The organism is Nonomuraea sp. NPDC050227 (genome assembly GCF_044459705.1).
Lineage (GTDB): Bacteria > Actinomycetota > Actinomycetes > Streptosporangiales > Streptosporangiaceae > Nonomuraea.
The window spans coordinates 224627-240911 of the sequence record NZ_JBITJF010000001.1; the positions used below are offsets into that span (position 1 = coordinate 224627).

Annotated in this window: 18 protein-coding genes and 1 pseudogene; 7 read left to right on the top strand and 12 right to left on the bottom strand. The window is 71.2% G+C overall.

Annotated features, from left to right (window positions below; all coding sequences use genetic code 11):
• The 5 genes from ACIBK9_RS01290 to ACIBK9_RS01310 are packed head-to-tail and all read right to left on the bottom strand — an operon-like array spanning window position 1 to window position 5729.
• Complete coding sequence (locus ACIBK9_RS01290) at window positions 1–1005, bottom strand: ABC transporter ATP-binding protein (RefSeq protein ID WP_358289613.1); 1005 nt, start codon at window positions 1003–1005, stop codon at window positions 1–3.
• Complete coding sequence (locus ACIBK9_RS01295; protein ID WP_387679670.1) at window positions 1002–1982, bottom strand: ABC transporter ATP-binding protein; 981 nt, start codon at window positions 1980–1982, stop codon at window positions 1002–1004. The genes ACIBK9_RS01290 and ACIBK9_RS01295 overlap by 4 nt, the downstream gene beginning before the upstream one ends.
• Window positions 1979–2860, bottom strand: a complete 882-nt coding sequence (locus tag ACIBK9_RS01300) for an ABC transporter permease (protein WP_397154276.1) — start codon at window positions 2858–2860, stop codon at window positions 1979–1981. The genes ACIBK9_RS01295 and ACIBK9_RS01300 overlap by 4 nt, the downstream gene beginning before the upstream one ends.
• On the bottom strand, window positions 2857–3912 hold the full coding sequence (locus ACIBK9_RS01305; protein WP_397154278.1) for an ABC transporter permease: 1056 nt from the start codon (window positions 3910–3912) through the stop codon (window positions 2857–2859). The genes ACIBK9_RS01300 and ACIBK9_RS01305 overlap by 4 nt, the downstream gene beginning before the upstream one ends.
• Window positions 3909–5729, bottom strand: a complete 1821-nt coding sequence (locus tag ACIBK9_RS01310; RefSeq protein ID WP_397154280.1) for an ABC transporter substrate-binding protein — start codon at window positions 5727–5729, stop codon at window positions 3909–3911. Before ACIBK9_RS01310 ends, ACIBK9_RS01305 begins: the two co-directional genes overlap by 4 nt.
• A gap of 146 nt (window positions 5730–5875) precedes the next feature.
• On the opposite strand from ACIBK9_RS01310, the gene ACIBK9_RS01315 reads away from it, so the two are divergent.
• Window positions 5876–6226, top strand: coding sequence for a DUF2809 domain-containing protein (locus tag ACIBK9_RS01315; RefSeq protein ID WP_358289628.1), 351 nt, complete (start codon window positions 5876–5878; stop codon window positions 6224–6226).
• A 4-nt stretch (window positions 6227–6230) separates the two neighbouring features.
• On the opposite strand, the gene ACIBK9_RS01320 is transcribed toward ACIBK9_RS01315, so the two are convergent.
• A complete protein-coding gene (locus tag ACIBK9_RS01320; RefSeq protein ID WP_352325934.1) occupies window positions 6231–6491 on the bottom strand; it encodes a heavy-metal-associated domain-containing protein in 261 nt (86 codons plus the stop codon).
• Between the two features lie 110 nt (window positions 6492–6601).
• Here ACIBK9_RS01320 and ACIBK9_RS01325 point away from each other — a divergent pair, with 110 nt between their 5' ends.
• Window positions 6602–7147, top strand: a complete 546-nt coding sequence (locus ACIBK9_RS01325) for a type 1 glutamine amidotransferase domain-containing protein (protein WP_397154283.1) — start codon at window positions 6602–6604, stop codon at window positions 7145–7147.
• An 86-nt stretch (window positions 7148–7233) separates the two neighbouring features.
• Here ACIBK9_RS01325 and ACIBK9_RS01330 read toward each other — a convergent pair whose 3' ends face one another.
• The gene (locus tag ACIBK9_RS01330) at window positions 7234–7788 is read right to left on the bottom strand and encodes a TetR/AcrR family transcriptional regulator (protein ID WP_387679880.1); all 555 of its coding nucleotides are present in this window, start codon (window positions 7786–7788) and stop codon (window positions 7234–7236) included.
• Window positions 7789–7880: 92 nt separating this feature from the next.
• Here ACIBK9_RS01330 and ACIBK9_RS01335 point away from each other — a divergent pair, with 92 nt between their 5' ends.
• From ACIBK9_RS01335 to ACIBK9_RS01350, 4 genes are all read left to right on the top strand, one after another.
• The gene (locus ACIBK9_RS01335; protein ID WP_397154285.1) at window positions 7881–8795 is read left to right on the top strand and encodes a zinc-binding dehydrogenase; all 915 of its coding nucleotides are present in this window, start codon (window positions 7881–7883) and stop codon (window positions 8793–8795) included.
• A 97-nt stretch (window positions 8796–8892) separates the two neighbouring features.
• Window positions 8893–10422 carry an amino acid permease gene (locus ACIBK9_RS01340; RefSeq protein ID WP_387679688.1) on the top strand — a complete coding sequence of 510 codons (1530 nt, stop codon included), beginning with the start codon at window positions 8893–8895 and terminating at the stop codon, window positions 10420–10422.
• A gap of 117 nt (window positions 10423–10539) precedes the next feature.
• Entirely contained in the window at window positions 10540–11376 is an 837-nt protein-coding gene (locus ACIBK9_RS01345) for an alpha/beta fold hydrolase (protein WP_397154288.1), read from the top strand.
• Complete coding sequence (locus ACIBK9_RS01350) at window positions 11369–11923, top strand: TetR/AcrR family transcriptional regulator (protein WP_397154290.1); 555 nt, start codon at window positions 11369–11371, stop codon at window positions 11921–11923. The genes ACIBK9_RS01345 and ACIBK9_RS01350 overlap by 8 nt, the downstream gene beginning before the upstream one ends.
• A gap of 4 nt (window positions 11924–11927) precedes the next feature.
• Here the strand turns inward: ACIBK9_RS01350 and lipB are convergent, their stop codons facing one another.
• Together lipB and ACIBK9_RS01360 are read right to left on the bottom strand one after the other, a co-directional pair.
• Window positions 11928–12563 (bottom strand): lipoyl(octanoyl) transferase LipB, encoded by a 636-nt coding sequence (gene lipB / locus ACIBK9_RS01355; RefSeq protein ID WP_352355707.1) that lies wholly within the window; start codon window positions 12561–12563, stop codon window positions 11928–11930.
• Complete coding sequence (locus ACIBK9_RS01360) at window positions 12560–13108, bottom strand: TetR family transcriptional regulator (protein WP_397154292.1); 549 nt, start codon at window positions 13106–13108, stop codon at window positions 12560–12562. The genes lipB and ACIBK9_RS01360 overlap by 4 nt, the downstream gene beginning before the upstream one ends.
• 67 nt (window positions 13109–13175) lie before the next feature.
• On the opposite strand from ACIBK9_RS01360, the pseudogene ACIBK9_RS01365 reads away from it, so the two are divergent.
• Window positions 13176–14528: pseudogene (locus tag ACIBK9_RS01365) on the top strand (FAD-dependent monooxygenase); the annotation flags it as partial.
• Between the two features lie 21 nt (window positions 14529–14549).
• Here the strand turns inward: ACIBK9_RS01365 and ACIBK9_RS01370 are convergent.
• From ACIBK9_RS01370 to ACIBK9_RS01380, 3 genes are all read right to left on the bottom strand, one after another.
• The gene (locus ACIBK9_RS01370) at window positions 14550–14738 is read right to left on the bottom strand and encodes a PspC domain-containing protein (protein ID WP_352325923.1); all 189 of its coding nucleotides are present in this window, start codon (window positions 14736–14738) and stop codon (window positions 14550–14552) included.
• A gap of 62 nt (window positions 14739–14800) precedes the next feature.
• Window positions 14801–15310, bottom strand: a complete 510-nt coding sequence (locus ACIBK9_RS01375; protein WP_397154295.1) for an HAD domain-containing protein — start codon at window positions 15308–15310, stop codon at window positions 14801–14803.
• Window positions 15307–16227 (bottom strand): AraC family transcriptional regulator, encoded by a 921-nt coding sequence (locus tag ACIBK9_RS01380; RefSeq protein ID WP_397154297.1) that lies wholly within the window; start codon window positions 16225–16227, stop codon window positions 15307–15309. Before ACIBK9_RS01380 ends, ACIBK9_RS01375 begins: the two co-directional genes overlap by 4 nt.
• Between the last annotated feature and the right edge of the window lie 58 nt (window positions 16228–16285).

The following is a 16285-nucleotide window of genomic DNA, read 5'->3' on the forward strand; positions in this document are numbered from 1 at the left end:
CTACCCGGTGACCGCCGCGTAGTGGCAGGCGGCCTGGGCGTCGGGGACCGCGGGCAGGATGCTCAGCGCCTGCGACCGGCAGGCCGCGTCCACGCCCGCCTCCGCCGCGCGGCCGGAGGCCAGCACGTGGCAGCGGGGATGGAACCGGCAGCCACCCGGCACCCTGGTCGGGTCCGGCGGCTCGCCGGACAGCACGATCCGCTCGGGCGACTCCGGCAACACCGACATCAGCGCCTGCGTGTACGGATGCCGCGGCGCCGTCAGCACCTGCTCCACCGGCCCCGACTCGACGATCCGCCCCAGGTACATGACCGCGACCCGGTCGGCGATGTTCCAGGCCAGGCCGAGGTCATGGGTGACGACCAGGGCCGACAGGCCGAGGTCGGTCTTGAGCTTGAGCATCAGCGCCAGGATCTCGCCGCGCACGGAGGCGTCGAGCGAGGCCACGGGCTCGTCGGCGATCAGCACCTTCGGGTCGAGGGCGAGCGCGCCGGCGATCACGACGCGCTGCCGCTGTCCGCCGGACAGCTCGTGCGGGTAGCGCAGGAAGAACCGCTCGGGCGGTCGCAGCCCGGCCCTGGACAGGGCCGAGGCCACGATCTCCTCCTCGTCGGGCAGGCCGTGGATGCGCGGCCCCTCGGCGACCGCCTCGTAGACGGTCTGGCGGGGGTTGAGCGAGCCCATCGGGTCCTGCAGGACGAGCTGGACCTGGCGGCGGTAGGACCGGAGCGCCTTGGAGCCGTAGTTCAGCGCGTTGCCGTCGTAGCGGACCTCGCCGGACGTGGGGCGTTCGAGGCCGAGCAGCGTGCGGGCCAGCGTGGTCTTGCCGCAGCCCGACTCGCCGACCAGGGCCACGATCTCGCCCTGGCCGATCGCCAGGTTGACGCCGTCGACGGCGCGGGCGCTGCGGCCCCGCGAGGAGAACGCGACGTGCAGGTCACGGGCCTCCAGCAGCGCGCCCTTGCCCGTCGAGACGGTCTCGGCCGCGGTCTGCGTCTCGGTCATGAAGCCTCGACCTCCTCCTTGGAGCGTACGTGCACGCAGGCCGCGGCGTGGCGGGGACCGGCGGGCCACAGCTCGACGTCGAGGCCCGCGCATTCGTCCAGCGCGACCGGGCAGCGCGGGTGGAACGCGCAGCCGGTCGGGAGCTGCATCGGGTCCGGCGGGTCGCCGCCGAGCCCCTTGGGGGCCAGCCGCGAGACCGGGTCGCCCACGGTGGGGAACGCGGCCGCCAGCGCCCGGCTGTAGGGGTGGCGGGCGTCGTGGAACACCTCGCGGGACGGGCCGTGCTCGACCACCCGGCCGGCGTACATGACCGCGAGCTGGTCGCAGACGTCGGCCAGGACCGACAGGTCGTGCGAGATCATGATCAGGGAGATGCCGTGCTCGGCGATCAGCTCCTTGATCAGCGTCAGGACCTGCGCCTGGACCATCACGTCGAGCGCGGTGGTGGGCTCGTCGGCGATGATCAGGCGGGGCGAGCAGGCCAGCGCCATCGCGATCATCACGCGCTGCCGCTGTCCGCCGGACAGCTCGTGCGGGTAGCTGCGGGCCCGCCAGGCGGGCAGGCCGACCTGTTCGAGCAGCTCGCCGACGCGCTTGCGGGCGCCGTCCGGCTTGGCCAGGCCGTGCACGAGCAGCGGTTCGGCGATCTGCTCGCCGATCCGGCGCACGGGGTTGAGGCCGTGCTGCGCGCCCTGGAACACGATCGAGGCCTCGGCCCAGCGCACGGCCCGCATGCGTCCCCACTTCATGGTGAGGACGTCGTCGCCGTCGAGCAGGATCCGGCCGCCGACGCGCGTGCTCTTGGGCAGGAGCCTGAGCAGCGCCATGGCCAGCGTCGACTTGCCGGATCCCGACTCGCCGGCGACTCCGAGCGCCGCTCCGGGGTCGAGGGTCAGCGACACGCCGCGCACCGCGGGCACCTCGCCCGACGCGATGCGGTAGGTCACCGACAGGTCGTCCAGTTCGAGGAGACTCATGCCGCCCTCCTGAGCCTTGGGTTCAGCACGGCCTCCAGCGCCCGTCCGACGAGGGTGAACGCCATGACGACCACGAGGATGGCCAGACCGGGGAGGATGATGTACCACCACGCGCCCTCGTTGGCCGCGCCGTAGTCGTAGGAGCCGCGCAGCATGGTGCCCCACGACGTCTTGTTCGCGCTGGCGCCGAGGAAGGCCAGCGTGGACTCGGTGACGATCGCGCTGGCCACCTCCAGCGTCGTGCTGGCCAGCAGCAGCGGCGCCACGTTGGGCAGCACGTGCCGGGTGGTGATGTGCCAGTGGCCGCCGCCGAGCGCCTTGGAGCGTTCGATGTAGGGCCGGGCCTCGACGGCGAAGGTCTGCGCCCTGATCAGCCGGGCGGTGGACGGCCAGGTGGTGACCCCGATCGCCATGATGATGGTGAACGTGCTGCCGCCGAGGATGGCCGCCAGCACCAGCGCGGTCACCAGCGAGGGCAGCACCAGGAACCAGTCGGTGACCCGCATCAGCGCGCCGCCGAGCCAGCCGCCGAAGTGCCCGGCGGCGATGCCGATGACCATGCCGATCACGATGCTGAGCAGGGCGGCGAGGAAGCCGATGAGCAGCGAGGCGCGCGAGCCCCACCAGATCATCAGCAGGATCGACCGGCCCGACTCGTCGGTGCCGAAGGGGAAGTCCAGGCCAGGGGCTTGGAACTTCTCGCCCGGCGCGTCGATGACGCTCGTCACGCCCTCGTCGATGAACAGCGGCGCGACCAGCGCGAGCACCACGGCCACCAGCAGGACGACCATCCCGGCCACCCCGGCGCGATGCCTGCGGAAGTCGGTCCAGAAGTTGGTCAGCGCCTGCCGCCTGCGCGTGGCAGCGACACTCGTCATGCCGACCTCACCCTCGGGTCGAGAACGTGGTAGAGCAGGTCGGCCAGCGTGTTCATGAGGATCACGGCCACGGTGATGAGCATGAACGTGCCCTGCATGAGCGTGAAGTCGGGGACCCGGACCGCCCGGTAGAACAGTTGCCCGAGGCCCGGCCAGGTGTAGATCGTCTCCACGGTGACCGCGCCGCCGACCACGAAGCCGATGCGCATGAAGACCAGCGTCACCGTGGGCAGCAGGGCGTTGGGCACCGCGTGGCGGCGGCGTACCTCGTCGTCGCGCAGGCCCTTGGCGCGGGCCACCGTGACGTAGTCCTGGCTGACCTCCTCCAGCAACGACGACCGCATGACCAGCAGGTACTGGGCGTAGATCACCGCCACCAGGGTCAGGCACGGCAGCACCATGTGCGAGGCCACGTCGAGCACGTAGGCGAACCCGTCGGGCGCGTCGACGCTCTCGATGCCGCGGAAGGGCAGGATGCCGGGGATCGGGCCGATGCCCACGCCCAGCACCATCATCAGCAGCAGGCCGAGCCAGAACGTCGGCACCGACCACAACACCAGCGACAGACCGGTGGAGAAGCGGTCGAACCGGCTCCCCCGCCGCCATCCGGCCCTGGTGCCCTGCCAGATGCCCAGGCTGACCGCGATGACCAGACCGGTCCCGGCCAGCAGCAGCGTCGGGCCGATGCGCTCGCCGATGAGGTCGAGCACCGGCCGCTTGTACTCGTACGACGTGCCCAGGTCGAGCCTGAGCGTCTTGCCGACGAAGTCGAAGAACTGGTCGATCACCGGCTTGTCGAGACCGAGCCGGTGACGTTCCATGTCGAGCTGCGCCGGGGTCATGTTGCGGCCCTGCGCCAGGTTCCGCACCGGATCGCCGGGCAGCAGGCGGAAGACGAAGAACGTCCCGACGATCACCGCGGCGATGCTGAACAGCGCCCCGCCGACCTTCGACAACGCGTACCTCAGCGTGCCGCGGCGGGCGGGGCTGTCCTCACCAGGGCCCGCCGCCTGGACGGCGGCGGGCTCTGCTGCTTCGAGCGGTGTGGTCATTCGCGCTCGTCCGCGACGCTCTTGCGCCGCCTGGTCAGGAAGAAGGCCACGAGGCCGATGACCACCACGCCGCCGACCACACCGACGATGAGACCGGTGTTGGAGCCGGAGTCGCCGCCCGCGCCGGAGCCGCCCGCCGCGGACGCCTTGACGTCGGCCGTGTAGAACGGCCAGTAGCCGCTGCCGCCGTACAGCAGGCCCTTGTCCTCGGGGATCGGGGTGATGCTGGTGATCCGGTCCTTGCGGTACCCCTCAAGGTCGTTGGGGTAGTAGATCGCGATGACCGGGGCGTCGGTGTAGAGCCGCTCCTCCATCTGCTTGATGAGCTCGGCGCGCTTGGGCCGGTCGAGCTCCTTGAGCTGCTCCTGGTAGAGCTTCTCGAAGGTCGGGTCGCAGTAGAACGACTCGGTGCCGCCGCCCTCGCCACCCGGCGCCGGCCTGCGGCTGCACAGGTGGGTGGCCAGGATCTCCTCGGGGTCGGGGTTGACCGACCAGCCGCTGATCGCGATGTCGAACAGCGCCGTGACGCCGGTCTCCTCGGTGAACTTGCTGGAGTCGAGCTTCTGGGTGGTCAGCGTGATGCCGATCTCCTTCCAGAAGCCGGTCAGGTACTCGGCGAGCTTGTCCTCGATCGGCGTGTCGGTGTGGATGCTGAAGCGGAACTCCAGCTTGCGCTTGCCGTCGGGCATCGTCCGGACGCCGTCGGCGCCCTTCTTGTAGCCGGCGTCGTCGAGGATCTTGTTCGCCTTGGCCACGTCGAAGGTGACCTTCTTCTCGCCCGTGGCCTCCCAGAAGAAGTCCTTGTACATGGGCGGGATGATCGAGCCGTCGGCGGGCTTGGCCAGGCCGCTCTGGACCTCGTCGACCAGCTTCTGCTTGTCGATGGCGAAGTGCAGCGCCTGGCGCACCTTCGGGTCCTTCAGCGCCGGGTGGCCGTCGCCGATGGGCTTGTTGTCGGTGGTCGTGGCGCCGTGGTTGATCTGCAGGTACGCGGCCCGGCGGCCCTGGGTGTTCCACGCCTCGATGTTCGGGTCGTTCTCGATGGCCTGGAACTCCGGCGGCGTCATGCGGCCGAGCAGGTCGATGTCGCCCTTCTTGAGCCCGGCGATGGCGGCCTGCGGGTTGTCATAGAAGATGAACTGGAGCTCGTCGATCTTCGGCTTGCCCCGCCAGTAGTTGGGGTTGGCCTGCAGCTTGACGTACTGGTCCTTCTTCTGCTCGACCGCGATGAACGGGCCGCTGCCCACGGTCGGGTACGTCTCCGCGTCGTAGTTGGCCATGTCGGTGACCTTCTCCCACACATGCTTGGGCATGATCGGGACCGGGTTCTCCAGCATGGACGCCTGCGGGGCCTTGGTCTTGATGACCAGGTCCTGGCCGTTGGCGGTGACGCTCTCGAAGTTCTCCACGGCGGGGCCGTTGGCCGTCTTGGCCGCCTCGTCCGTCATCATCTTGTTGAACGTCCAGGCGGCGTCCTCGGCCGTGACCGGCTGGCCGTCGGACCACTTGGTGTTACGGATCTTGAACGTCCAGGTGAGCCCGTCGTCGGACGTCGTCCACGACTCGGCGAGATCGGGGCTGGGCTGGAGCGTCTTGGAGTCAGGGACGGTGAGGAAGCCGTACATCGTGCGCTGGATCGCGGTGGAGACCAGCCGGACCGCCAGGAACGGGTTCATGGAGTCCATCGCCTGGGTGGCGCCGACGCGTAGGATCTTCTTCCCCGCCGCAGGTTCCTGGGCCTGGGCCGCCGTGGCGCCTTGGCCGGCCACTAACAGCGCGACGCCCAGCACAGCCAGGCGTGCGAACCATTTCCTCATGATGCCTCACCTTCAGGCGGGGGATTCCTGTGTAGATGAAGGCACACCATACGGAGACCGCGTGTCAACGAGTCGCGGAAAATTGTTTCATTCTCGTTTCCTTTTGCGGTGTAAATTTTCAGTAGGCTTGGCACTACCGTGATCGGGTGCCCCGCCTGCCCGTTCTCCTCGCCGCCGTCGCGACCGTCGTGGCCGGGCTCGGCGTCCGGGTGTTGTGGGACGGGCCCGTGCCCAAATACGCGGGTGACGCGCTCTACACCGTACTGATCTACGCGCTCGTCGTGCTGGCGCTGCCGCGGGTGCGGCCGTGGGTCGCCGCTATGGTGTCGGGCGGGCTGAGCTGGGCGATCGAGTTCGCCCAGCTCGGTGAGATCCCGGCAGTCCTGCGGCCGCTGCTGGGCAGCACCTTCAACCCGCCCGACCTGCTCTGGTACGCCGTCGGCGCGGCCGCCGCGTGCGCCGCGCACACCCTGTGGGCCCGGCGCCGATCCCCCTGAGGGGTCAGTGGCAGCCGCCCGAGCCGCAGCACGACCCGGCCTGCGGCAGCAGCTCGCGGCCGCCGCCCAGCTCGTAGCCGGCCTCGACGACGGCCGACTCGATGACGGCCTGGTCGATCGGCGCGCTGCTGGTCACGACCATCTCCTTGGCCGCGAGGTCGACCTCGACGGCCTGGACCCCGTCGACCTTGCCGACCTCGGCCCGCACCGAGCTGACGCAGTGGCCACAGGTCATGCCCTCGACCTGGTACGCGGTGATCACCATGCCCGAACTCCTCTTCTCTAGGCTTCGCGGCCCACTATATACCCCCCCAGGGTAGGGAGTGCATACTTCCCCGGTGTCCGGATAGGGGAGGCGAAAACGAAGGGACAGTCATGTCGAACGGCAAGACCATCGCGTTCCTGGTCGCTCCCGAAGGGGTCGAGCAGGTGGAGCTCACCGAGCCGTGGAAGGCGGTCAAGCAGGCGGGCGGCACGCCCAAGCTGGTCTCCACGTCCTCCGGGAAGATCCAGGCGTTCAACCATCTGGACAAGGCCGACACCTTCACCGTGGACGCCACGGTGGACGACGCCGACCCCGGCGACTTCGACGCCCTGCTGCTCCCCGGGGGCGTCGCCAACCCCGACTTCCTGCGCACGGTGCCGCAGGCGGTCCGGTTCGCGCGCGCCTTCTTCGACGCCGGCAAGCCGGTGGCCGCCATCTGCCACGCCCCCTGGACGCTGGTCGAGGCGGACGTCGTGCGCGGGCGTACGCTCACGTCCTGGCCGAGCCTGCAGACCGACCTGCGCAACGCCGGCGCGACCTGGAAGGACCAGGAGGTCGTGGTCTGCACGGACGGCCCGAACACCCTGGTCACCAGCCGCAAACCGGACGACCTCAAGGCCTTCTGCCAGGCCGCCACGGACGCCTTCTCGGCCTAGCCCGGCAAAACGGCCCGAGGCCGGGCCCGCGGCCGCGTCGGCCCGGCCCGAGCCCGGCCCGAGGCCGCCTCGGCCCCTTGGTGGGGTCAGGCGCGCAGGAGGGCCTCGGCGACGCCGCGCACCGAGGCCCTGAGCCGGTCGGCGCCGCCCTCGGCCATCACGTGCCGGGCGAGGTCGGCGTCGAAGGAGGCCAGCAACGTGTGGGCGGCGAACTCGGCGTCGAGCCCCGGCGCCGCCGCCGCGACCAGCCCCGTCACGTGGGCGTGCCACCGCAGATAGGTGGGGTCGCGGTATTTGTCGGCCGCGCAGGCCCGTTCGTGCGCGGCGAACAGCGCCAGGTTGCGCTCGGCCAGCCCGGCCAGCTCGTCCAGGAACGCGAGCAGCCGCTCCCGCGGCGGCGCCCCCGGCCCGAGCGGCGAGCCGGGCGTCTCGATGGCCTCGGCCAGGGCGGCGGCGCGCTCGGCCAGCAGCTCCTGGAACAGGCCGGTCCTGCTGCCGAAGCGGCGGAACACCGTGCCCTTGCCCACCCCGGCCGCCGCGGCCACCCGGTCGAGCGAGATGTGCTCGGCGCCGTGGGCGTCCAGGAGCTCTTCGGCGGCCCGCAGGATCGCCTCCCGGTTGCGGGTCGCGTCTGATCGCACCAAGGCCCCTCCTTGCAAGCGGACTGTCGGTCCCCATAGTATCCCGGCAACGAAGCGGACCGCCGGTCCGCATGATGGCGGGAGGATCTCGTATGCGCGCACTGGTGGTCGGCCCCGGGGCCGTGGGACGGCTCGCCGACGTCCCCGAGCCCGTTCCGGGGGCCGGGCAGGCAATCGTCGAGGTGCGGCGGACGTCGGTCAACTTCAGCGAGCTGCGGCACATGGACCGCCTGCCGGAGGGCGTCGTGCTCGGCTACGACGCCGCCGGGGTGGTGCTGCGGCCCGCCGCCGACGGCACGGGCCCGGCCGAGGGCGCGCGGGTGGCGGCGTTCGGGGCCGGGGCGTGGGCGGAGCGGGCGGCGTTCGACACCGGCTCGCTCGCCGTGGTGCCCGACGGGGTGGACCTGACGGTGGCCGCCGCCCTGCCGATGTCCGGCCTGTCCGCCCTGCGCTCACTACGCGCCGCCGGCGTCTCCCTCGGATCGCGCGTGCTCGTGACGGGGGCGTCCGGCTCGGTCGGGACGCTGGCCGTGCGGCTCGCCAGGCTGGCCGGGGCCCACGTCGTCGCCTCGGTGAGCTCCCCCGCCCGCGCCAAGGCCCTCGGCCCGGACGTGGACGTCGTGACCGCCCTGGACGGCGTGGCCCCCGTGGACGTCGTGATCGAGCTGGTCGGCGGCCCGACCCTGGTGACCGCCTGGGGCCTGCTCAAGCCGGGCGGCAACCTCCAGAGCGTCGGCTGGGCCGGCGGGCAGCCGGCCGTCTTCCCGCCCGGCTCCACCTTCTCCCTCGGCCCCGCCCGCTCGATGAACTCGTTCGGCGACGTCAGCTCCCCCGGCCCCGACCTGGCCTTCCTGCTCGGCCTCGTGGCCGCGGGCGACCTGACCGTCGAGATCGGCCGCCGCGTGCCCTGGGACCGCCTGGACGAGGCCGCCGCGGCCCAGCTCGACCGCACGGCCACGGGCAAGGTCGTGCTCGACATCGGCCCGGCGGGACACGGTCTCTCCTGACCACATCGAAACTCGTCTGTCACGCCTTGTTCCTCGGGAAGAAATGGTCTAGACCTAGACCAAACAGAGCGTCCTCCGCGCCCCCCAGGGAGACCTCATGTCACTCGAAGAGGATTCCAGGCGACTCGCCGAGCTCGGCTACAAGCAGGAGCTGGCCCGGACCTGGAGCGGCTTCTCCAACTTCGCGATCTCCTTCTCCATCATCTCGATCCTCGCCGGCTGCTTCACGACCTTCGGGCAGGCCTGGAACAACGGCGGCCCCATCGCCATCTCGTGGGGCTGGCCGCTGATCTCCGCGTTCATCCTGATCATCGGTTTCTGCATGTCGGAGCTGGTCTCGGCGTTCCCGACGGCGGGCGGCATCTACTGGTGGGCCGCCACCATGGGCAAGCCGATCCACGGCTGGTTCACCGGCTGGCTCAACCTGATCGGCCTCATCGCGGTCACCGCGTCGGTCGACTACGGCTGCGCCACGTTCCTCAACATCACGATCAGCCGCCTGACCGGCGGCGCGTGGGAGGGGACGCTCCCCCAGGCGTTCCTGCTGTTCGTGATCATCCTCATCCTGCACGCGCTCATCAACATCTTCAGCCACCGGCTCATCTCGCTGCTGCAGAACATCAGCGTGTGGTGGCACGTCGCGGGCGCGGTCGTCATCGTGGCGATCCTGGTGTTCGCGCCGTCCGAGCACCAGTCGCTCGGCTTCGTGTTCGGCGGCACGATCAACAACTCCGGCTTCGGCGACGGCGACGGCGGCGTGCCCTTCTGGCTGTACGTGCTGCCGCTCGGCTTCCTGCTCACCCAGTACACGATCACCGGGTTCGACGCCTGCGCCCACGTGTCGGAGGAGACGCAGGGCGCGGCCAGGACGGCCGCCCGCGGCCTGTGGCAGTCGATCTTCTACTCGGCGATCGGCGGCTGGATCCTGCTGCTGGCGTTCCTGTTCGCCGCGACCAACGTGGACGAGATCAACAAGCAGTCCGGCTTCGTCGGCGCCATCTTCGAGACCGCGCTCTCCTCCCCGCTGGCCACCGCGATCTTCGCGATCTCCACGATCGGCCAGTTCTTCTGCGGGATGAGCTGCGTGACCTCGATGTCGCGCATGACGTACGCGTTCTCGCGCGACGGCGCGGTGCCCGGCTGGCGGCTGTGGTCGAAAGTGGACCGCAACCGCACCCCGGTCAACGCGATCCTGGCCGGCTGCCTCATCGCCGCCCTGATCACCCTGCCCGCCCTGTACGCCCCGGCCGGCTCGACGACCCCGGTCGCCTTCTACGCCGTCGTGTCGATCGCGGTCATCGGCCTCTACCTGGCGTTCCTCATCCCGATCTGGCTGCGCCTGCGCATGGGCGATGCCTTCCGTCCCGGCCCGTGGACGCTCGGCCGCAAGTACCGGGTGCTGGGCTGGATCGCCTGCGTCGAGATCGTCATCGTGTCGATCTACTTCGTCATGCCGTTCTCTCCGGCCGGCGTCCCGGGCAACAAGGACTTCACCTGGACGTCGGTCAACTACGCGCCGATCGCGGTCGGCGTCGTGCTGATCGGCATCTGGTTGTGGTGGAGCCTGTCGGCCAAGCACTGGTTCACCGGCCCGCGCCGCACGATCGACGAGGTGCCGATCTCCTGAGCACCCTGTGGGCGGGCACGGCCGATCCGGCCGTGCCCGCCCCTTTTTGCTGCTTGACACCGCCTGGCTAAAGGCTTTAGCTTTAGGGCTATAAGAGTTAGCCGAGAGGGGTTGGACATGACGGAGTTCCTGGCGGTCGAGGGTGGACAGCTCGCCTACGAGGTGACCGGCGAAGGGCCGCTGATGGTGCTGGCGCACGGCATGGGCGTCGGGCGGCAGTCGTTCAGGTTCCTGGTGCCCGAGCTGGTGGCGGCGGGTTTCCGGGTGGCGACCACCGACCTGCGCGGCCATGGCGAGTCCAGCCGCGACTGGCCCTCCTACACCCGCACCGACGTCGCGGGCGACCTGCTCGCGCTGGTCCGCCACCTGGGCGGCCCGGCGGTCCTGGTGGGCCACTCGTTCGCGGGCGGGGCCGTCACGATCGCCGCCGCGCAGGCGCCCGAGCTGGTCAGCGCCGTGGTGGAGATCGGCCCGTTCACCCGGGTGCAGAAGATCGACGGCGGCGGCCTGCTGCGCAACGCCCGCCATCGCAAGGGGGCCATGCTGCTGCTCGGCGCGGCGCTCCTGCGCAGCATCGGCCTGTGGAAGAAGTACCTCGACCACGCCATGCCGGGCGTCAAGCCCGCCGACCACGCGGAGCACATCGCGGCGCTCGAAGCCGACCTGCGCCGGCCCGGCCGGATGGCCGTGGTCTCCAAGATGGGCCAGGTGCCCCCCACCGACGCCGGCGCGCGGCTTCCCGACCTGACCCGCGACGTCCTGGTCGTGATGGGCACGCTCGACCCCGACTGGGCCGACCCGCGCGCCGAGGCGGAGGGCGTCGTGGCCGCCATGCCCGCCGGGCGCGGCCGGATCGCCATGATCGAGGGCGCGGGCCACTACCCGCACGCCCAGTTCCCGGCCCAGGTGGCCGCCGAGGTGCTGGCGTTCGTCAAGGGGCGCGTGCATGCCTAGGGCGGCGTTGTCCCGGGACACGGTCGTCGACCTGGCGGTGTGCCTGGTGGACGAGAACGGGCCCGAGGCCCTGACGCTCTCGGCGCTGGCGGCCCGCGCCGGGGTCGCGACGCCGTCGTTGTACAAGCACGTGCGCAACCTGGCCGAGCTGCGCGAGCTGCTGTCGGTGCGGATCACCGACGAGATCACCGACGAACTGGCCCAGGCGGTGCTGGGCCGTTCCCGCGACGAGGCCGTCGGCGCGCTCATGGACGCCTGGCGCGCCTACGTCACCCGCCACCCGCACCGCTACGCGATGGTCATCCAGCAGCCGCACCCCGGCATGCGGGCGTCGGGCGAGCGCCTGATGGGCATCATGCTCGCGGCGCTGCGCGGCTACGGGCTGGAAGGCTCCGACGCGATCCACGCGGCCCGCTGCCTGCGCGCGACGGCGCACGGGTTCGCGGTGCTGGAGGCGTCGGGCGGGTTCGGCCTGCCCGAGCGGCTCGACGAGAGCTACGACCTGCTCAAGCACATGGTCGTGGCCGGGCTGACCACGCCCCGCTGAGCGGTCAGGACGCCTCGAAGGCGGCGGCCACGGCGGGCCGCACGTCCTGCATGGTGATGTCGCCCAGCTCGCGCTTGAGCGAGGTCATGTCCACGTCGGGCATGCCGCAGGCCACCGCCCAGTTCCAGGGCGTGAGGTCGCCGTCGACGTTGAGCGCGAACCCGTGGCTGGTGACGCCTCTGCTCTGGCGCATGCCGATCGAGATGATCTTGCGGCCGGTCGCGGACGTCCAGACGCCGGTCAGCAGCTCCGAGCCCGGCGGGGTGTCACGCCGCTCGGCGGGCAGGCCGAGCTTGCCCAGCGCCTCGACCAGGCGCAGCTCCACCTCCCGCACGTAGTCGACGATTCCCTCGTCCTCGCCGAGCTTGACGATGAGATAGCCCACGAGCTGGCCGGGGCCGTGGTAGGTGAGCTGCCCGCCGCGCCCGGTCTCCAGCACGGGGATGCCGCGCGCGGGGTCGGGCAGGTGCTCGGCGGGGGTGCGCCGGCCGACGGTGTAGACGGGCGGGTGGCTGAGCAGCCAGAGCGTGTCCGGCCGTTCGTCGCGCTGGCGCTGCCCGACGAGGTCGGTCATGCGCTCCATCGCCGTGTCGTAGTCGACCAGATCGTCCTGCAGAAGTGTCAGCGGCCTTGCCCTCATCCTTCGAGGATAAGACGCATCCCGGACACCAGCGCACGCAGCCCGAACTCGAAGTCGCCGTCGGGGTCCTCCAGCGGCCGCGCGTCGAGCGGCACGGCGGGGCCGCGCTCGTCGATCGCCGAGCCGAGGGCGAACCTGCCGACCGCGATCAGCGCCCTGACCGCCTGCTCGCCGGTGAAACCCGCCTCGGTCAGCGGCCTGATGAGCGCCGGGAGCTCGGCCAGCCGGCGCGGCGTGGGCCGGGACCCGGCGTGCACGAGCGCGCCGTCCCGGTACGACAGCAGCGTGCCGCGGATCGCCCGGCCGCGGGACATGAGCCAGTTGTCCCATTCCTGACCCGGTTCGGGCACGTCGAGACGCTCCAGCGTGTCGGCGAGCATCTCCTCGGCCATCTCGTCGAGCAGCTCCTGCTTGTTCTTGAAGTGCCAGTAGAGGGCCGGCTGCTTCACGCCCAGCTCGTCGGCCAGCCTGCGGGTGGTCAGCCCGTCGATGCCCACCTCGTTGAGCAGCCGCAGGGCCGCGCGTACCGCCGTCCGCCGTTCCACGCTTGACAACTTATCAAAGATAAGGCTTTATCACTGATAAGCACTTATCGTCGATAAGGAGATGTGGATGGACGTCGTCATCGCCGGGGCCGGGCCGGTCGGGCTGATGCTGGCCTGCGAGCTGCGCCTGCGCGGCGTGCGCACCCTCGTGCTCGAACGGCTCGCCGCCCCCACCGGCCTGTCCAGGGCGCTCAACCTGCACCCCCGCTCGGTCGACACCTTCGCCATGCGCGGGCTGCTCGACCGGCTCGGCGACGCGCCCCGCCTGGACCTGCAGCACTTCGCCGGCATGCGGGTGCTCGACCTGACGGCCACGCGGACCCCGCACCCGTACGGGCTGCTGGTCCCGCAGTCGCGGGTGGAGGAGATCCTGGAGGCGCGGGCGCTGGAACTGGGCGCGGAGATCGTCCGGGGCCGGGCGGTGACCGGCCTGAGGCAGGACGGGTCGGGCGTGACGGTCGAGACCGGCGACGGCACGGCGTACCGGGCGGGCTGGCTCGTCGGCTGCGACGGCGGCCGGAGCACGGTGCGCAAGCTGGCCGGGGTCGCCTTCCCCGGCACCCCCGCCACCCTGGCCGCCTACGTCGGCGACGTCACGGTGACCGGCGGCACGCCGACCGGCTGGGTGCGCACCGGCCACGGCCTGTTCCAGTGGCCGTTCGTCCGGCCCGACGGCACGACCAGGATCCTGACCGTCGACCACGGCCGGGTGCACCCGGACAGGGACGCGCCCGTGACGATCGAGGAGTTCGCGGCCAGCGTGCGCCGGCACCTCGGCGACGCCGCCCCCGAGATCACCGGGGCGACCTGGCTGTCCCGCTTCTCCGACGCGGCCAGGCAGACCGAGCGCTACCGGGCCGGCCGGGTGTTCCTGGCCGGCGACGCGGCCCACGTGCACATGCCGTTCGGCGGCCAGGGGATGAACACCGGCCTCCAGGACGCCGTCAACCTGGGCTGGAAACTGGCCCTGGCGGTGCGTGGGACGGCCCCGGCCGGGCTGCTCGACAGCTACCACGCCGAACGGCACCCGGTGGCCGCCGCCGTGCTGGCCAACACCCTGCAACAGGTCGAGCTGGCCGCGCCGGACGCCGGGACGACCCGGCTGCGCGACCTGTTCGCCCAGCTCATGACCGTCCCCGAGGCCAACAGGATGCTGGCCGAGGACGTGAGCGCGGTGTCGGTGCGGTACGCGACGGGCCCGAACCCGCTGGTCGGCGCCTTCATGCCCGAGGGCCTGCGACTCGACGACGGGCGCGGGCTGCTCGTCACCTCCGACCCGGCCCTGCTCGCCGCGGGGGCGCGCTGGGCCGATCGGGTGGACGTGGCGCCCGGCGACCGCGGGCTGCTGGTGCGGCCCGACGGTTACGTGGCCTGGGCCGAACCCTGCGCGGAGCCCGCCGAGGCGGCGCTCACGCGGTGGTTCGGCGAGCCGGCGGACGCGTCAGTGGGAGTAGCCCCTCGGCTCCTCCGGGACGAGGATCCACATGGCGACGTAGACCACCCAGAGCGGCCCGGGGATGAGCGACAGCAGCAGCCAGAGGATGCGGACGAGGGTCGGGGGCAGGCCCATCTTGTCGGCGAGCCCGCCGCAGACGCCGGCCAGAATCCTGTGCTCCCTTGAGCGGTACATGCTGTTCCTCCGTGTCGTGATGACCTACCGGTAAAACGGACAGCAGTGCCGCCGATATCCCGCTAGGGACCCTGAGAAAACCCTGTAAGGGTCAGCCACTCATGAGCCATGCCCAGATGTTCCCTGGTCAGTCCATGTCTGGGATCGACGTGGATCAACAGGAAATTCTCCAGACCCTGATCGACCCTGAGGTACTGCTCGTCCTGCGCCCACACCTGGTCGTCGAACCACACGAACGGCCGCCGCCCGGCGTACGCGGCGACGTGCGGCGTCTTGAACATCTCGCCGTGCTCGGTACGGGTCCGCTCGGGGCCCATGGCGATGACCGGGAGCCTGGGCAGGCCGATCCTGGGAGAGATCCACTCGTTGGCGTGCTGCTCCCAGGTGGTGGCCCAGACCAGCTCGGCGCCCGTGGTCAGGGCCAGGTCGAGCAGCCGGCGGCCGTGGCGGGGGTTGAGGTGCACGGTGTAGACCTCGGTGCCGATCGTGCAGCGGTAGCGCCGGAAGTCGGGCGTCGGGCGGCCCATCGGGTTGAGCACGCCGTCGACGTCGAGCAGCAGCAGGGGCTTCACCTCGCCGCTCCGGCCCGGTGCTCCTGGGGGCTGACGCCGCGTACGCGCTTGAAGGCCGCGCTGAGCGCGAACGGGCTGCCGTAGCCGACCTTCCTGGCCACCGAGCCGATCGTGGCGTCGGGCTCGCGCAGCAGGTCGGCGGCGAGCGCGAGCCGCCAGTCGGTGAGGAAGGACATCGGCGGCTCCCCCACCAGGTCGGTGAACCGCCTGGCCAGCGCCGCCCTGGAGACCCCCACCTCGGTGGCGAGGGCGGCGACCGTCCAGGGGTGGGCGGGGTTGTTGTGCAACATCCGCATCGCCCTGCCCACGATCGGGTCGCCCATCGCGCGGTACCAGGCGGGCGCCTCGTGTGTGGCGAACCACGACCGCAGCACGGCGATCAGCAGCAGGTCGAGCAGCCGGTCGAGCACCGCGGACTGACCCGGGTCGTCCTTGACGATCTCGGCGCCGAGCAGCGCGATGACCGGCCCGCCGGGCTGCACGAGGAGCTGGGGCAGCGCGTCGAGCAGGCGCCTGCTGACCTCGCCCTCCAGCGTGTACGTGCCGGTGATCAGCACGGTGCCGCCCGCCGGGTCGTTGCCCCAGGTGCGCACGCCGAGGTCCATCGACTGGTACAGCGACTCGCCGTCGAGGGTGGTGCAGCGCTGGCCGGGGTGGATGACGATCTGCGGCGCGGTGCCGGGGGCGTCGGCCACCACGTACGGCTCCGGCCCCCGCACGATGGCCACCTGCCCGGGTTCGAGGCGGGCCGGCTCGCCCTTGTCCGGCAGCACCCACGCCTCACCGGACACCAGGGCCACCAGGGTGAGCGGGGCCTCGTCCTGGATGCGCATCGACCACGGCGGGTCGAGGATGGACCGGAGCAGGAAGGCGCTCCGCGCTCTCGGTCCGTCGAGCAATGCCGCGAGCTGATCCATGGGCTAGACGATCGCATATGGCAACGCGCTTCTCAACCATGGAGAGTCTTATGGGTAT

What these genes read in the sequence shown, in the direction of transcription:
- ACIBK9_RS01350 (WP_397154290.1), top strand. Translation starts at nt 11,369, where the DNA reads ATGCCTAGGGCGGCGTTGTCCCGGGACACGGTCGTCGACCTGGCGGTG.
- ACIBK9_RS01370 (WP_352325923.1), bottom strand. Translation starts at nt 14,738, where the DNA reads ATGTACCGCTCAAGGGAGCACAGGATTCTGGCCGGCGTCTGCGGCGGG.
- ACIBK9_RS01325 (WP_397154283.1), top strand. Translation starts at nt 6,602, where the DNA reads ATGTCGAACGGCAAGACCATCGCGTTCCTGGTCGCTCCCGAAGGGGTC.
- ACIBK9_RS01290 (WP_358289613.1), bottom strand. Translation starts at nt 1,005, where the DNA reads ATGACCGAGACGCAGACCGCGGCCGAGACCGTCTCGACGGGCAAGGGC.
- ACIBK9_RS01310 (WP_397154280.1), bottom strand. Translation starts at nt 5,729, where the DNA reads ATGAGGAAATGGTTCGCACGCCTGGCTGTGCTGGGCGTCGCGCTGTTA.
- ACIBK9_RS01340 (WP_387679688.1), top strand. Translation starts at nt 8,893, where the DNA reads ATGTCACTCGAAGAGGATTCCAGGCGACTCGCCGAGCTCGGCTACAAG.
- ACIBK9_RS01295 (WP_387679670.1), bottom strand. Translation starts at nt 1,982, where the DNA reads ATGAGTCTCCTCGAACTGGACGACCTGTCGGTGACCTACCGCATCGCG.
- ACIBK9_RS01320 (WP_352325934.1), bottom strand. Translation starts at nt 6,491, where the DNA reads ATGGTGATCACCGCGTACCAGGTCGAGGGCATGACCTGTGGCCACTGC.
- lipB (WP_352355707.1), bottom strand. Translation starts at nt 12,563, where the DNA reads ATGAGGGCAAGGCCGCTGACACTTCTGCAGGACGATCTGGTCGACTAC.
- ACIBK9_RS01380 (WP_397154297.1), bottom strand. Translation starts at nt 16,227, where the DNA reads ATGGATCAGCTCGCGGCATTGCTCGACGGACCGAGAGCGCGGAGCGCC.
- ACIBK9_RS01335 (WP_397154285.1), top strand. Translation starts at nt 7,881, where the DNA reads ATGCGCGCACTGGTGGTCGGCCCCGGGGCCGTGGGACGGCTCGCCGAC.
- ACIBK9_RS01300 (WP_397154276.1), bottom strand. Translation starts at nt 2,860, where the DNA reads ATGACGAGTGTCGCTGCCACGCGCAGGCGGCAGGCGCTGACCAACTTC.
- ACIBK9_RS01305 (WP_397154278.1), bottom strand. Translation starts at nt 3,912, where the DNA reads ATGACCACACCGCTCGAAGCAGCAGAGCCCGCCGCCGTCCAGGCGGCG.
- ACIBK9_RS01345 (WP_397154288.1), top strand. Translation starts at nt 10,540, where the DNA reads ATGACGGAGTTCCTGGCGGTCGAGGGTGGACAGCTCGCCTACGAGGTG.